Origin of the sequence: Starkeya nomas, assembly GCF_902703545.1 — a bacterium.
Taxonomy (GTDB): Bacteria; Pseudomonadota; Alphaproteobacteria; order Rhizobiales; family Xanthobacteraceae; genus Ancylobacter; species Ancylobacter moscoviensis.
Map to the genome: position 1 here is coordinate 3,449,149 of NZ_CACSAS010000001.1, position 14,434 is coordinate 3,463,582.

13 protein-coding genes are annotated in these 14,434 nt (G+C 67.2%); 5 read left to right on the plus strand and 8 right to left on the minus strand.

All coding sequences use genetic code 11. The annotated features are described in order from the left end of the window. Nucleotides 1-351 precede the first annotated feature (351 nt). On the plus strand, nucleotides 352-816 hold the full coding sequence (locus STARVERO_RS16435; protein ID WP_144340980.1) for a Ros/MucR family transcriptional regulator: 465 nt from the start codon (nucleotides 352-354) through the stop codon (nucleotides 814-816). 133 nt (nucleotides 817-949) lie between these two features. Here STARVERO_RS16435 and STARVERO_RS16440 read toward each other — a convergent pair whose 3' ends face one another. From STARVERO_RS16440 to STARVERO_RS16465, 6 genes are all read right to left on the minus strand, one after another. Next, nucleotides 950-1,711 (minus strand): glutamine amidotransferase, encoded by a 762-nt coding sequence (locus tag STARVERO_RS16440; RefSeq protein ID WP_159600112.1) that lies wholly within the window; start codon nucleotides 1,709-1,711, stop codon nucleotides 950-952. 148 nt (nucleotides 1,712-1,859) lie between these two features. Further along, nucleotides 1,860-2,321 (minus strand): tellurite resistance TerB family protein, encoded by a 462-nt coding sequence (locus STARVERO_RS16445; RefSeq protein WP_144340982.1) that lies wholly within the window; start codon nucleotides 2,319-2,321, stop codon nucleotides 1,860-1,862. A 310-nt stretch (nucleotides 2,322-2,631) separates the two neighbouring features. Continuing rightward, nucleotides 2,632-3,363, minus strand: a complete 732-nt coding sequence (locus STARVERO_RS16450; RefSeq protein ID WP_144340983.1) for a GntR family transcriptional regulator — start codon at nucleotides 3,361-3,363, stop codon at nucleotides 2,632-2,634. A 334-nt stretch (nucleotides 3,364-3,697) separates the two neighbouring features. Then, nucleotides 3,698-5,206, minus strand: a complete 1,509-nt coding sequence (locus STARVERO_RS16455; RefSeq protein WP_144340984.1) for a tripartite tricarboxylate transporter permease — start codon at nucleotides 5,204-5,206, stop codon at nucleotides 3,698-3,700. Nucleotides 5,207-5,260: 54 nt separating this feature from the next. After that, on the minus strand, nucleotides 5,261-5,755 hold the full coding sequence (locus STARVERO_RS16460) for a tripartite tricarboxylate transporter TctB family protein (protein ID WP_144340985.1): 495 nt from the start codon (nucleotides 5,753-5,755) through the stop codon (nucleotides 5,261-5,263). A gap of 256 nt (nucleotides 5,756-6,011) precedes the next feature. After that, complete coding sequence (locus STARVERO_RS16465; RefSeq protein ID WP_144340986.1) at nucleotides 6,012-7,022, minus strand: Bug family tripartite tricarboxylate transporter substrate binding protein; 1,011 nt, start codon at nucleotides 7,020-7,022, stop codon at nucleotides 6,012-6,014. A gap of 731 nt (nucleotides 7,023-7,753) precedes the next feature. Here STARVERO_RS16465 and zwf point away from each other — a divergent pair. The 3 genes from zwf (at nucleotide 7,754) to edd (ending at nucleotide 12,041) form a co-directional block, all read left to right on the plus strand. Beyond that, nucleotides 7,754-9,229 carry a glucose-6-phosphate dehydrogenase gene (zwf, locus tag STARVERO_RS16470; protein WP_159600114.1) on the plus strand — a complete coding sequence of 492 codons (1,476 nt, stop codon included), beginning with the start codon at nucleotides 7,754-7,756 and terminating at the stop codon, nucleotides 9,227-9,229. Between the two features lie 211 nt (nucleotides 9,230-9,440). Continuing rightward, nucleotides 9,441-10,133 (plus strand): 6-phosphogluconolactonase, encoded by a 693-nt coding sequence (gene pgl / locus STARVERO_RS16475; RefSeq protein WP_159600116.1) that lies wholly within the window; start codon nucleotides 9,441-9,443, stop codon nucleotides 10,131-10,133. 69 nt (nucleotides 10,134-10,202) lie between these two features. Continuing rightward, complete coding sequence (edd, locus tag STARVERO_RS16480) at nucleotides 10,203-12,041, plus strand: phosphogluconate dehydratase (RefSeq protein ID WP_159600118.1); 1,839 nt, start codon at nucleotides 10,203-10,205, stop codon at nucleotides 12,039-12,041. 73 nt (nucleotides 12,042-12,114) lie between these two features. Here the strand turns inward: edd and STARVERO_RS16485 are convergent, their stop codons facing one another. Further along, nucleotides 12,115-13,215, minus strand: coding sequence for a DUF2125 domain-containing protein (locus STARVERO_RS16485; protein ID WP_159600120.1), 1,101 nt, complete (start codon nucleotides 13,213-13,215; stop codon nucleotides 12,115-12,117). Nucleotides 13,216-13,456: 241 nt separating this feature from the next. Here STARVERO_RS16485 and STARVERO_RS16490 point away from each other — a divergent pair, with 241 nt between their 5' ends. Further along, the gene (locus STARVERO_RS16490; RefSeq protein ID WP_144340991.1) at nucleotides 13,457-13,999 is read left to right on the plus strand and encodes a gamma-glutamylcyclotransferase; all 543 of its coding nucleotides are present in this window, start codon (nucleotides 13,457-13,459) and stop codon (nucleotides 13,997-13,999) included. Between the two features lie 19 nt (nucleotides 14,000-14,018). Here STARVERO_RS16490 and STARVERO_RS16495 read toward each other — a convergent pair whose 3' ends face one another. Then, nucleotides 14,019-14,345, minus strand: coding sequence for a hypothetical protein (locus STARVERO_RS16495; protein WP_144340992.1), 327 nt, complete (start codon nucleotides 14,343-14,345; stop codon nucleotides 14,019-14,021). Between the last annotated feature and the right edge of the window lie 89 nt (nucleotides 14,346-14,434).

Below are 14,434 nucleotides of genomic sequence, written 5' to 3' on the forward strand. Positions count from 1 at the left end.
GGGCGCAAGAATGCGTTTCTGATAATCCCCGCGTTTTATTATCAAATAACGAGCTTTTGCACCTACCCGGGACGCCCTGCAAATTATTCAAAACCTCCTATATTTTGGCAACATGTCGTCATCGAGGGCCTTCGAGCCGTTGATATGCCTGAATTCGTCCCGCACTTCCCACTGATCGTCCCGCTAGCCTTCATCCGCCTGCCAAGACCGCTCGAACACAGCAGATGAGGTGGTATTTTTTGCTTCCAAGCGAGAATTTGATCTACTATCCGGCGCAACTGCTTGACGATTGCTGATTGACCTTTTCCAATTTGGTGCTAAATCGCAGTAGGTTCTCGATGGAGGAAATAAATGTCGGAGCAGGAAAGCTCGTCGGTCGACTATCTCGGCCTCACCGCTGATGTCGTTGCTGCCTTTGTCGGCAACAATTCGGTTCCCGCCGCCGAGCTTCCCGATCTGATCGCCAAGGTGCACGGCGCCCTGCTTCGACTGTCCGCCCCGGTCCCGGCCGTCGTGGAAGAGGTCCTGAAGCCGGCGGTTCCGGTCAAGAAGTCGGTGACGCCGGAATATATCGTCTGCCTGGAAGACGGCCTGAAGTTCAAGTCGCTCAAGCGTCATCTGCGGACGAAGTACAACATGACGCCCGAGGAATACCGCGCGAAGTGGGGCTTGCCGAACGACTATCCGATGGTCGCTCCGAGCTATGCTGAGGCGCGCTCCAACCTCGCCAAGAAGATGGGCCTCGGCCAGCAGCGCAAGAAGCCCGTCGCTCCCGCTCCCGCCAAGGGTCGCGGCCGCGCCAAGAAGGTGGCCTGATCGGGTGATCCGGACGTCCTGAGGACGTCCGGCAGCTTGTGAGTTGAAGAAAAGCCGCGCTGATCGCTTCAGCGCGGCTTTTTCATGCCGTCGACAGCGATCTGCTTCGGATGCTTGCCAATCCCGGCCATCGTCAGCGCGCGGCGACGGGGCCACCGGCGAGCCAGTGATCGATGAAGGCGTCGAGCCACAGGCGGATGCGCCCGTCGTGCTGCAGCCGGTCAAGGAAATGCGCGCGCGGCGGGCGGGCGCCGGGCAGGTCCAGCCGCTCGCTGCCCCGGACCGTCCAGCGGCACATCATGTGATGCGTCACCTCGGGGTGGAACTGGATACCATAGGCCGACGGCCCGAAACGGAAGGCCTGATTCGGGAAAGTCGGGCCTTCCGCCAGTAGTTCTGCGCCGGTGGCGAGCTCGAAACCCTCGCGGTGCCAGTGATAGACGTGATCGGGCCACAGGCAGTCCAGCCCCTCTCCATCCGCCGCGCCCTCGGTGCGCCCGAGCAGGGCGGTGCCGGCGGCTGTGGCGCGGATCGGGTAGTAGCCGATCTCGACGAGCCCCTCCGGGTGCGGAGCGACCCGGGCGCCGAGATGGCGCGCCAGCATCTGGGCGCCGAGGCAGATCCCGAGATAGGGCTTGCCCTCGCTGAGCGGAACGCCGATCCAGTCGATCTCCGCCCGCACATAGTCATGGCAGTCATTGGCGCTCTGCGGCCCACCGAACACCACCGCGCCGGCATGCTTCTCCAGCGTCTCCGGAAGTTCGTCGCCCAGGCAGGGACGCCGGATGTCGAGCCGATGCCCGCGCTCGGCCAGAAGCCTCCCGACCCGACCGGGGGAGGAATGCTCCTGGTGGAGCACGATCAGCACGGGAAGCGGAGGAGAAGCGGAAGCCATGGCGTCAGGGTGAGGCACGTTGCCGGGAAGCGGTTGCGATTCGTCTCGTAAATCCGGCAAGCAAGGATGACGCCACGGATTGGCAACAGGTTCAAGCCGTCGCTTCGCCGGCCGGGCTTCGAGCCCACCGGCGTGCGGAGGCGGAACCTCAATCGTCCGCTTCGTCGCGCACCCGCTTGCGGATCGCCACCCGATCCCGCGAGCTGACATTGAGCAGCTCGGCCGCCCGCCAGACCAGATTATCCTCGAATTCGGTCAGCCCGCCATCGGCATAGGCGACCTCGAACATCATCTCGACCACGCGCTTGCGGCCTTCCTCGTCCATCGCCCGGTTGAGCACGCTGGTGAAGGCATAGAGGTCGACCGCCTCGGCGTCGCGCGCGATCGCCGCTTCCAGCAGCCGTTCGGCCTCGTCTTCTGTCAGGCTGAAGCGGGTGGCGAGGATGCCGCGCAGCTTGCTCATCTCGTCGGCACCAATCACCCCGTCGATCGTCACGACGTGCACCAGCAGGGCGGCGGCCGCCAGCCGGTAGTCGTTCTCCGCGAAGCTGACGGCCTCGCGGCCGCCTCCGGCGATCTCGGCGATGAAATCGGTCAACGAGCGCAGCATGCCGACGGGCTCCCCTGCGGCGTGGCGGATGAACCAGAGAGTGGGATAGGGCCCGGCAGAGGCCCTTGAAAGGTGGGTAACGTAAACGTTCCCGTCGCGCAACGGCCGGCCTCTCGCGCGCGATACATCACTGACAGCCGGTGCAGCGACGCCACAGTCGCGAGGACGGCTTTTCCGGAGCGGAAGTCGAACCGCGCCGCGCACGTTCCCAGACAAAAAAGACCCGGCGGGGTCGAGGAACCCGCCGGGGACGAGGTTGGGGAACTGAACCCTGACGCACGGTCCGGGGCTCGCGCCCGCGGGATGGCGCCTATTCGAGATAGTCGGCGAAGCGCGCCACGTGGTCGGCAAGGCCGAGCGCGTGGTTGCGCACCAGCACCTCAGCGCCCGCCGTATCGCGCGCTTCAAGTGCCTGGATGATGGCCAGATGATCCTGGATCGAGCGGTCGGCCCGGTCCTCCTCGCCGATGGTCTTGCGGCGGATCATCCGCATATGGGTGAACAGGTTCTCGGCCAGATTGACCAGGATGCCGTTGCCGCCCATGGCGATGATCGTCTGGTGGAACTGGATGTTCACCTCGGAATACTCGTCGAGCTTCGCGTGGGGCGCGTCCTGCCCCTCCTCGAAGGAGGCGAACATCTGGCGCAGCCGGGCGATCTCCTCGTCACTGGCGTGCATCGTGATCAGCCGGGCCGCGAGGCTTTCGAGCGCGGCCCAGACCTGGATCATCTCGATCACTTCGCGCTTGGTCTTGCGCACCACATAGATGCCGCGGCGCGGCACCGAGTGCACGAAACCCTCGCGTTCGAGCTGCGCCATGGCCTCGCGCACCGGCGTCCGGCTGACGCCGAGGCTCTGGGCGAGCTGGCGCTCGTCGAGCCGCACCTCGTTCGGCTGATCGTAGATGTTCAGCGAGACGATCACCTCCTTCAGCGCGGCATAGGCGCGGTTCTTGAAGGTGGAGGTGTCCTCCAGCGGCGCCACAGAGAGCTTGGCGGCACCGCCATTCACCCGGCGGATGGTGCCCTCGACGCTCATCATGACGCTTCCGTCCCGTGCCCCGTGGCGGGCCTTGGGCCCCCGTGTCGGGAATGAAGCCTGATATCGGCATAGAACATTGGCGTTGCCTCCCGTCCCCCGAAACACCGGTTCGCGTCCCGCATGCCGGCCACCTTCTGCTGCGTGGCTCGGACGGCGGTTTTCCCCGCGACCGCTGATGGCCCGATCTCCCTCTCCGGGGGTGAGGGACTCGGCGGAAGGGCGATTGACCCCGCCCTTCGCCTGGGCGCCGGAAAGACATCGCACGCAGCAACGCCCTCTCGGCTTAAAGCCCGCCGCACGGATGGCGCGCGGCGGGCAATCGTTGGGGCCGACCTCACGCGGGCTGGGCGGTGACGCGCAGCTTGCTGAAGAGGTGGGCGATGAGCGGCCACAGGCCGGCGACGATGCCGATTCCCATGATCGACGACACCAGCGGGTTCGACCAGAAGATGGCGAGCGAGCCACCCGAGGCCAGAAGCGACTGGCGGAAGGCCTCCTCGGCGCTGTCGCCGAGCACGATTGCCAGCACCAGCGGAGCGAGCGGGTAGTTCGTCTTCTTCAGCAGATAGCCGAGGACGCCGAACACCATCATCATCAGCACGTCGAACACGTTGTTGTTCACCGTGTAGGCACCGATCGCGCAGATCACCAGGATCACCGGAGCGATGATCGAGAAGGGGATGCGCAGGATCGAGGCGAACAGCGGCACGGTCGTCAGCACCAGGATGAGGCCGACAATGTTGCCGAGATACATGGAGGCGATGAGGCCCCACACGAATTCGGCCTGCTCGACGAACAGCATCGGGCCGGGCTGGAGACCCCAGATCAGCAGACCGCCGAGCAGAACCGCGGCGGTCGGCGAACCGGGAACGCCTAGCGCCAGCATCGGCAGCATGGCGGCGGTGCCGGCGGCATGCGCGGCGGTCTCGGGGGCGACGACGCCCTCGATCTCGCCATTGCCGAAGTTCTTGCCGTTCTTCGACACGCGCTTGGCGATGCCATAAGCCATGAAGGAGGCGGGCGTCGCGCCGGCCGGCGTGATGCCCATCCAGCAGCCGATGATGCAGGAGCGCAGCGACGTCATCCAGTAGCGCGGCAGCGTCTTCCAGGTCTTCCACACCACCTTCGGGTCGATCTTCGCCGCCTTGCCGCGGAACTCCAGGCCCTCCTCCATGGTCAGCAGGATCTCGCCGATGCCGAAGAGACCGATGACCGCGATGAGGAAGTCGAAGCCGTTGAGCAGCTCGGTGATGCCGAAAGTCAGGCGCAGCTGGCCGGTCACCATGTCGAGGCCGACCGCCGCAAGGGCGAAGCCGATCATCATCGACACGATGGTCTTGGCGGGGGCTTCCTTGCTCATGCCGACGAAGGAGGCGAAGGCGAGGAAGTACACCGCGAACTTCTCGGCCGGGCCGAACTGCAGCGCGAACTGGGCCACCAGCGGCGCGATCATGGTGATCATCACGATCGCGAAGAAGGCGCCGACGAAGGATGAGGTGAAGGCGGCGGTAAGCGCCTCGCCCGCCCGTCCCGACCGCGCCATGGGATGGCCGTCGAAGGTCGTGGCCACCGACCACGGCTCGCCCGGGATGTTGAACAGGACGGAGGTGATGGCGCCGCCGAACAGCGCGCCCCAGTAGATGCAGGTCAGCAGGATGATCGCCGAGGTCGGCGACATGGAGAAGGTCAGCGGCAGCAGGATCGCGACGCCGTTGGCGCCGCCGAGGCCCGGCAGCACGCCGATGATCACGCCGAGCAGGATGCCGATCACCATCAGCAGGATGTTGAACGGATCGCCGGCTATGTAGAAGCCGTGATAGAGATTGATGAAATTGTCGAGCATGGGCGCTTTCCCTGGCAGGCGGCCGCGGCCGGACCCGCCCCTATCTTTCGGTGATCACAGTCCGAGCATCGCCTCGATCGGCCCCTTGGGGAGCGGGATCAGGAACCAGCGCTCGAGCGTCATGTAGAAGAAGGCCGGCACGCCGAAGCCCACCGCGAGAGAGAGCGGCCAGCCATACTTGCCGAGCCAGGTCATGAACACGACGATCAGCAGCACCGACGGGAGATAGATGCCGAGGAACGGCACCAGCGCGACGTAGATGCAGGCTGGGATCAGAACCTTGAGGACCTGGCCGAGCTGGCCCCACTCGGCGAAGAGCGCGTCCCCGTCCTCGCGCAGCGCCTGCAGCAAGTTGATCACGCTGCAGCCGGCAATGGCGAGGCCGATATAGAAGGGAAAGAAGCCGGCCTGCGGGCCGTCCGATCCCCAGCCGACGCCGACGAGATAGCTGCCGTACAGCACGACGAAGCCGAACAGCAGGGTCAGCAGCGCCGTGCCGACCTCGACGGCACGCTGCTTCGGTCCCGCTCCTTGATGAGCCTGTTCCATCACGATGTCTCCGAAAAATCCGCGCAAAGGCAAACCCGCCCAAGGACCACCGGCGGGAGAAGCCCGTCGGCGGCACGCTTGACGCCAGCCCGCTCAAACGTTCGTTCGATGTCGCCCGGCGGGGACACTCCCGGCCCCGCCTCCCGCGGCACATGCCGCTCCCTCAGTCCGCGATCCGCTCGGGGATCGCGCGGCCGGCGGTGCCGTCCATGGCATCCGGCCGGCCGTGCTCGGGCTCACGCCGTCATGGGGCGCATCAGTTGCCGGCGATGAAGCCGGCTTCCTGCATCAGGCCCTTGTGGTTCTTCTCGGCCCCGTCGAGCCACGCCTTGAACTCGTCGCCGGCCATGAAGGTCTGGTTGAAGGCGCCGTCCTTCATCAGCTGCTGCCACTCGGGGGTCTCGCGGACCTTCTTGAACAGGTCGACAAAGTAGGCAACCTGCTCCTCGCTGACGCCCGGCGGCATGAAGATGCCGCGCAGCATCAGGTATTCGACGTCGAGGCCAGCCGACTTGCAGGTCGGGATCGACGACCAGGACAGGTCGCCCTGGATCTTGTCGGTGTACGGGAGCTGCTTGGAGTCGAACACGCAGAGCGGACGCACCTTGTCGCCGCGCCACTGGGAGACCGCCTCGATCGGGTTGTTCACGGTGGAATTGATGTGACCGCCGACGAGCTGCACCGCCACTTCGCCGCCGCCCTTGTAGGGGATGTAGGTCAGCTTCTTGCCGAGCGCCTTCTCGACGGCGACGGTGATGATCTGGTCTTCCTGCTTGGAGCCGGTGCCGCCCATCTTGAAGGTGTTGTCCGGCGCGGCCTTGATCGCCGCCTCGTATTCCTGCGCGGTCTTGTAGGGCTCCTGGGCGTTCACCCACAGCACGAACTCGTCGAGCGCCAGCATGGCGACCGGGGTCAGTTCCTTCCAGTTGAAGGGAATGCCCGTCGCGAGCGGGGTGGTGAAGAGATTGGAGAGCGTGATGACGATCTTGTGCGGATTGCCCTTGCTGCTCTTCACGTCGAGGAAGCCCTCGCCGCCGGCGCCGCCCGACTTGTTGATGACCACGAGCTGGGTGGGCATGAGGTCATGCTTGGCGATGATGCCCTGCAGGGTGCGGGCCATCTGGTCGGCGCCGCCGCCGGTGCCGGCCGGAACGATGAACTCGACCGGCTTGTTGGGCTGCCACGCCGCGGAAGCCGGCAGCATGGACAGCGCCGTCATGCCGAGGGCGGTCACCGCTCCAAGGCCGAGAGCATGGAAGTGTTTCATTTGGCGTTTCCTTCCCAAAGGGTTTGGCGAACGGCCGACTCGTTTTCTGGTCGGCTTTCTGGTTGGGCCACGCCTCTCATCCATGGACGGGGCGAGACCTCGATAGCCGGCGACTTTGTTGTGTCTCTCCGCCGGATATTCTGTGGAATAACTTGTACCAAGACAGCAGCAAAGCCAAGAGATAATTCTAAAGTTGAATGTTGCGTCGCAATGTAAACTGGTATTACGTATTTACATTATTAAGTATCTGGCATACCAATTCTGGTATGCATTATTATTCATAATGTACGTACGCATATCTTATTAAGCAAACCATTGACGGAAAAGCCTTTTCCTTCAAGCTTCCGCCGCGATCGTCGACGGACCGTGGCTGGGGAATAAGGCGCACCCTCCCCTCCGGTATCCCGCAACGTAAAAAACGGAATCCTGTTCCGAATACTTTGTGCCTGCCGCCGCCGCCCGATTTTGCCCGCTTCGCGTCCACTTTATCGCCTTATTGCTGCGTCGCAGCGTGCCGGGAACGCCGCCGGAAGGCGGCCGTGGAAGGGCGGCTCCATCATCGGCCCGTCGCACTCCCCCGCGAACATCGGCATCTGCCGTTGCGGGAGCGCTCGCGGCCCGGAATCGTTTTTGCTAGGAGTTCCCCGACGATGGCGCCCGCGTCCGCAATCCGGCCGCGATGCGGGCCGATATCTGCCCGACACCCCGCCCGGAAGAGGAGACACTGCTTAATGACCAGTCGCGTGATTCCGGTGGCTCCCTTTACACTGACGGTCTTCGGAGCGACCGGCGACCTGTCCCGCCGCAAGCTGATTCCGGCGCTGTTCCATCGCGATCTCGACGGCCAGCTTCCCGACGAGGCCACGATCATCGGCGTCTCGCGCCGGCCGATGAGCGACGAGGAGTTCCGCTCCTTCGCCCGTCAGGCGCTGAACGACCACATCCCCGCCAGCGAGCTTCAGGGCCCGGAGGTGGAGCGCTTTCTCACCCGCCTGTCCTATGTCGCCGTCGATGCCGATGCCGATTCGGGCTGGCCGGAACTGGCGAGCCGCGTCGTCGCGGCGGGGGATCGCATCCCGGTCTACTACCTCGCCACCGCCCCCCACCTCTTCGGGCCGATCTGCGATCGCCTCGGCAAGTACGGCCTTGCCGAACAGGGCCGTGTCGTCATCGAGAAGCCGATCGGCAAGGATCTGAAGTCCGCCATCGCGCTGAACGAGCAGGTCGGGCGCATCTTCCCGGAAGAGCGCGTCTACCGCATCGACCACTATCTCGGGAAGGAGACGGTGCAGAACCTGATGGCGCTGCGCTTCGCCAACGCCCTGTTCGAGCCGCTCTGGAACAACGCCCATATCGACCACGTGCAGATCACCGTCGCCGAGGCGCTCGGCGTCGAGGAGCGCGCCGGCTATTACGACACCGCCGGCGCGATGCGCGACATGGTGCAGAACCACATCCTGCAGCTCCTCTGCCTCGTCGCCATGGAGCCCCCCTCCTCGCTCGACGCCGACGCGGTGCGCGACGAGAAGCTCAAGGTTCTGCGGGCGCTCAAGCCCATCGACGACCACAACATGGCCTCCGTCACTGTGCGCGGCCAGTATCGCGCCGGCGCCTCGGCCGGCGGGGCGGTTCCCGGCTATCTCGAGGAACTCGGCTCCTCCACCAGCCAGACCGAGACCTTCGTCGCCGTGAAGGCGGAGCTGGAGAACTGGCGCTGGGCCGGCGTGCCCTTCTACCTGCGCACCGGCAAGCGCCTCGCCTCCCGCGTCTCGGAGATCGTCGTCGGCTTCCGCCCGGTGCCGCATTCGGTCTTCGGCGATACGGTCGGCGCGATCGAGCCGAACCGGCTCGTCATCCGCCTGCAGCCGGACGAGGGCGTGAAGCTGTGGCTGATGATCAAGGATCCCGGCCCGGGCGGCATCCGCCTCACCCATGTGCCGCTCGACATGAGCTTCGCCAAGGCGTTCAAGGTGCGCAACCCGGATGCCTATGAGCGCCTCATCCTCGACGTGGTGCGCGGCAACCAGACCTTGTTCATGCGCCGCGACGAGGTGGAGGCGGCATGGAAATGGGTCGATCCCATCCTGGAATCGTGGCGCAACGCCAAGGAGCCGCCGCGTCCCTACACGGCCGGCACCTGGGGCCCTTCGGCCGCCATCGCCCTGATCGAGCGCGACGGCCGCACCTGGCTGGAGGACGGCGCGTAAGCGCGCCGGCCGCTGGCAGACGGGCGCCGGCCCCCTCCGCCGGCCTAGCCTCGCGCGCATGTGCGGCATGGAAGATGCAGGCTGATACGGTATCGCGCGGCGAAGGCCGCCGATGGCCTATACTCCCGTGGCGGACGATGCTTCGGCCTCGCCCGCCATCGGCAGGGCCGGCATCGTCCGGCGCAGGGAGAGGCAAGGAGTTCAGGTAAGCATGCCGGGAATGCATGAGTTCAAGGACGGCACCGAGCTGGCACGGGCGCTGGCCGATTTCGTCGGCGCGGCGCTGGCGGCGCGCGTGACGCGCGACGGCATGGCGAGCCTTGCCGTATCCGGCGGCCGGACCCCGACCCGCTTCTTCGAGGAACTCTCCACCCGCGACCTGCCGTGGGAGAAGATCGCCGTCACCCTCGTCGACGAGCGCTGGGTGCGCGAGACCTCGGACCGCTCCAACGCCCGCCTGGTGCGCGAGCACCTGCTGAAGGGCAAGGCCGCGGCGGCGAAATTCATCGCGCTCGCCAATGACGCCCCGACGCCGGAGGACGGCCTGTTCGCCGTCAACGAGGCGCTTGAGGAGCTTTCCTGGCCGCTCGCCTGCGTCGTGCTCGGCATGGGCGACGACGGCCATACCGCGTCCTTCTTCCCCGGCGGCGACCATCTGGAAGAGGCGCTGGACCCGAAGGGCATGCTCGGCCTCCTGCCCATGCGCGCGCCCAATGCGGGCGAGCCGCGCATCACCCTCACTTTGCCGGTGCTGCTGGCAGCCGACGCGCTCGCGCTCCATATCGAGGGGGCGGCCAAGCTGCCGGTCCTCGAGGCGGCGCTGGGCGAGGGAGCCGAGACGGAAATGCCGATCCGCGCCGTCCTGCGGGCCTCGCGCCCGCTCGATATCTTCTGGTGCCCCTGATCTTCCACGGGCACCGCCACCGACGACCGGCCGGGATCGCCGGCCGCTGACGCTTCTGAGGAGAGCCGCATGGCCGACGCCATTCCATCCAGCGTGAACGCCCGCATCGGCGAGGTCACGGAACGCATCGCCCGGCGCTCCCGCGACACCCGCTCGCGCTATCTGGAACGGATCGCGGCGGCCGCCGAGCGCGGGCCGGGCCGGGCCAAGCTCGGCTGCGCCAACCAGGCGCACGGCTTCGCCGCCTGCGGCCCTTCCGACAAGGCGATGCTGCGCGAGGGTTCGGGCGCCAACCTCGCCATCGTCACCGCCTATAACGACATGCTCTCGGCCCACCAGCCCTACGAGGGCTATCCCGAGATGATCCGCGCCGCCGCGCGCCGCGCCGGCGGCGTCGCCCAGGTCGCCGGCGGCGTGCCCGCCATGTGCGACGGCATCACCCAGGGCGAGGCCGGCATGGAGCTGTCGCTGTTCTCGCGCGACGTGATCGCGCTGGCCACCGCTGTCGCCCTCTCGCACCAGACCTTCGACGCTGCCGTCTTCCTCGGCATCTGCGACAAGATCGTGCCCGGCCTCGTCATCGGCGCGCTCAGCTTCGGGCACCTGCCGGCGGTCTTCATTCCCGCCGGTCCGATGACCTCCGGCCTGCCGAACGACGAGAAGGCGAAGATCCGCCAGCTCTTCGCGGAAGGAAAGGTCGGCCGCGACGCCCTGCTGGAAGCCGAGAGCCAGTCCTATCACGGGCCGGGCACCTGCACTTTCTACGGCACCGCGAACACCAACCAGATGATGATGGAGATCATGGGCCTGCACCTGCCCGGCGCCTCCTTCGTCAACCCCAACACGCCGCTGCGCGAGGCGCTGACAACCGCCGCCGCCGAGCGCGCCATGTCCATCACCGCCCTCGGCAACGACTATGTGCCGGTCGGGCGCATGCTGGACGAGAAGGTGTTCGTGAACGGCGTCGTCGGCCTGCACGCCACCGGCGGATCGACCAACCACACCATGCACGTGGTCGCCATGGCGGCGGCGGCGGGCATCCACCTCACCTGGGATGACTTCTCCGACCTCGCGGACGTCACCCCGCTGCTCTGCCGCGTCTATCCCAACGGCAAGGCGGACGTGAACCATTTCCACGCCGCCGGCGGCATGGGCTTCGTTATCCGCGAGCTTCTCGGCGAGGGGCTCCTGCACCGCGACGTCGAGACCGTCTGGGGCGGCGGACTGGATGCCTATACGCGCGAGCCCGGCCTTGCCGAGGATGGCTCGCTGACCTGGCGGGCCAGCACCTCCACGAGCGGCGACGAAGCCGTGCTGCGCGGTGCCAAGGCGCCGTTCCAGTCCACCGGCGGCCTCAAGCTGCTGTCGGGAACGCTCGGCCGCGCCGTCATCAAGACCTCGGCCATCGCGCCCGAGCGCCACATCATCGAGGCGCCGGCCCGCGTGTTCCACTCGCAGGAAGAACTTCAGTCCGCCTTCAAAGCCGGCGATCTCAAGGGCGACTTCATCGCCGTCGTGCGCTTCCAGGGACCGAAGGCCAACGGCATGCCGGAGCTGCACAAGCTGATGCCGCCGCTCGGCGTGCTCCAGGATCGCGGCAACAAGGTCGCGCTGGTGACCGACGGGCGCCTTTCCGGCGCCTCGGGCAAGGTGCCGGCCGCCATCCATGTCACGCCGGAAGCCGCGGATGGCGGCGCCATCGCCCTGATCCGCGACGGCGACCTGATCCGGCTGGACGCGGTGGCGGGCACGCTGACCGTGCTGGTCGATCCGGAAGTCTGGGCCGAGCGCGCGCCGGTTCCGGCCAATCTGGCGGCCTCGCATGTCGGCGTCGGGCGCGAGCTCTTCGCCTCCTTCCGGGCCGCCGTGGGCACGGCGGACACCGGCGCGACCATCTTCGCGATGTGAAGAGGGCCCGACGTCCCGGCGCGGGCGCTACGGCGGCGCGGCGCGGGGACGTCGCCCCTTCGGGAAACGCCCCTCAGTAAAGCGGGCCGATCTTGCCTAGCGGCAGCACGCCGAGGGAAACGCGCCCGTCCCGGAAGCTGAACGGGAACGCCGCCGCATTCGCGCCGTCGACCGTGGTGGGCAGCCCGGCCATCATCATCGCCGGGGCGAGATTGGCGGCGAAGTCCGGCAGCAGCCGCGCCGCCGCCATTGCGGTGAACAGCGCCTGCGCCTTCACCACCGTGAGGTCGAGCTTGCCATCCGGCCGGCGCAGCGCGTCGAGGCCGAGATCGCCGGAAGCGTTCAGCGCGCCGCCGCCCCCGGTGACGCGGGCCTGCAGGAGGTTCACCCGCCCGCCGGCCTGCTGCCACAGCGCCAGGCGCTCCTCCGGCGGCATGGAGCGGAAAGGCGGGACGCCGGTCACCGTTGCCTCCAGCTCGGCGTCGACCGCCGCAGCCGGAGCGGCCTGCGCCGCGCCGCCCGTGGAAGCGGGCGCGGCCGCTGCGTTCAGCCCCATGCCGGTGGCGCCGTTGACCCCCAGCGCGACGTCCAGCGTGCCCGCTGCCTCTCCGGCGCGGTGGCGTACGTGCAGTTCCGCCCGGCTGGCCGAAAAAAGCCGCGTGCCGCCCTCGGCGAGGGAATAGTCGTCGGCGGCGACGGAGACGCGCTCCAGCTTGCCGTCATTGCCGATGCCGCTCACCTGGAGCAGCTTCCAGTTCGCCGTCAGCTCGCGGCCGCTCGCCGTCTCGATGAGAGTCGCGGGCGACTGGAACTCGGCGATGATGTGATTGGGGTTCCAGACTTGCGCTACCGCATGGGCGCGGCCCAGCCGTGCCGTCCACTGGCCGGCGCCGGTGAAGCTCACCGTCGGCTCGGCGCAGATCAGTTCGAAGCGAAAGGGAAAACCGCCGATCTCGCGGCTGGCGCAATTCCAGTTGCGTCCTTCCTGCGCCTCGCGGGCGATCCAGGCGTCGATCTCGGAGGAGGCGCGCCCCGCCGCATAATACCAGGCCACCGACCAGCCCACACACAGGAGGGTCAGCAGCCCCGCCGGCAGCGCCACCAGCCAGGGGCGCCGCTTGGCGGGCGCGGCGCCGGCGGGGGTCGGCGGGGTCGAGGCGTCGGGAAGGCTCATGCGGCAACTCCGGGAATCAGGCGGCGCAAGCTCGTCCGCCGATACGGCAGGCTTAAGGCATGGCACCCTACAAGTCGCGCCGCAGCTTGCAAGCCGGCGCGTAAGCGGTACGAGCGCGGCCGCGAAAATCCGTGCCGGCCCCTTGCGCGGCGCGCCTGCGATGGGCGATGGCTTTGCATCCTCGCCCACGATTTACATCCTCACCCATGACGCGCGTTCCCACCGATCACAGGCCCTTCCCATGACCGCCCGCCCGCCCGCCGCCTCCGATCCGCTCTGGGTCTTCGGCTATGGCTCGCTGATGTGGAATCCCGGCTTCGACTATGAGGAGCGGGTGCCCGGCAAGCTCATCGGCGCGCACCGGTCGCTGTGCGTGAAATCAGTGCACTGGCGCGGCACGCCGGAAAAGCCGGGGCTGGTGCTGGGGCTGGACCGGGGCGGCGCCTGCGTCGGCGTCGCCTTCCGCATCGCGGCGGCACAGGCCGAGGTGACGCTCGCCTATCTGCGCGAGCGCGAGCAAGTGACCAACATCTATCACGAGGCGGTGCGCCGGGTCTGGCTGAAGGACGGCAGCGAACGCGCCGTGCCGGCCGTCGTCTTCCTCGTCGATCGCGGCCATGCCCAATATTCCGGGCGTCTCACCGCCGAGGAGCGGCTGCACCTCATCCGCCAGGGCCACGGCATCGGCGGGCCGAACGCCGACTATGTGCTGGCCACCGCCCGCCACCTCGCCGAGCTCGGCATACGCGACGAGGAGCTGCGCTGGCTGGTGGAGCGCCTCTGACGGCGGAGAACCCCGCCCCTCAGAAGGGCGCGAGCGTTCCGCTCTCCGTCTCGGGAAGGATGCGCAGGTGGATTTCCTGCGCCCCATTGGCCATCGCCGCCGTGCGCGCCTTGGCACCGGCCGGGCCGGTCCAGACCGGCACGCGCCGTCCGCCTTCCATGCGCACGGCGATCGCTACCGCGTCGGGATAATCCGGTGCCTCGTCGGCGGCGTAGACCGAATAGACCTGCCGCCGCCCGTCGGGGCCGCGCCAGAGCCGGAAGCGCCGCGCCAGCAGGCCGCCGGCGGCACTGAGCGGGCCATCGTCCCGCAGCGAATCGGCAAAGAGCATGTCGCGAGTCATCATGAGAACAAATCTAGAACATTCGTACATAACGTCAACTCGCCCCGCAGAAGGAATCCGCGAAGATGCTGAATGTTCCGTTGACGGCCGTC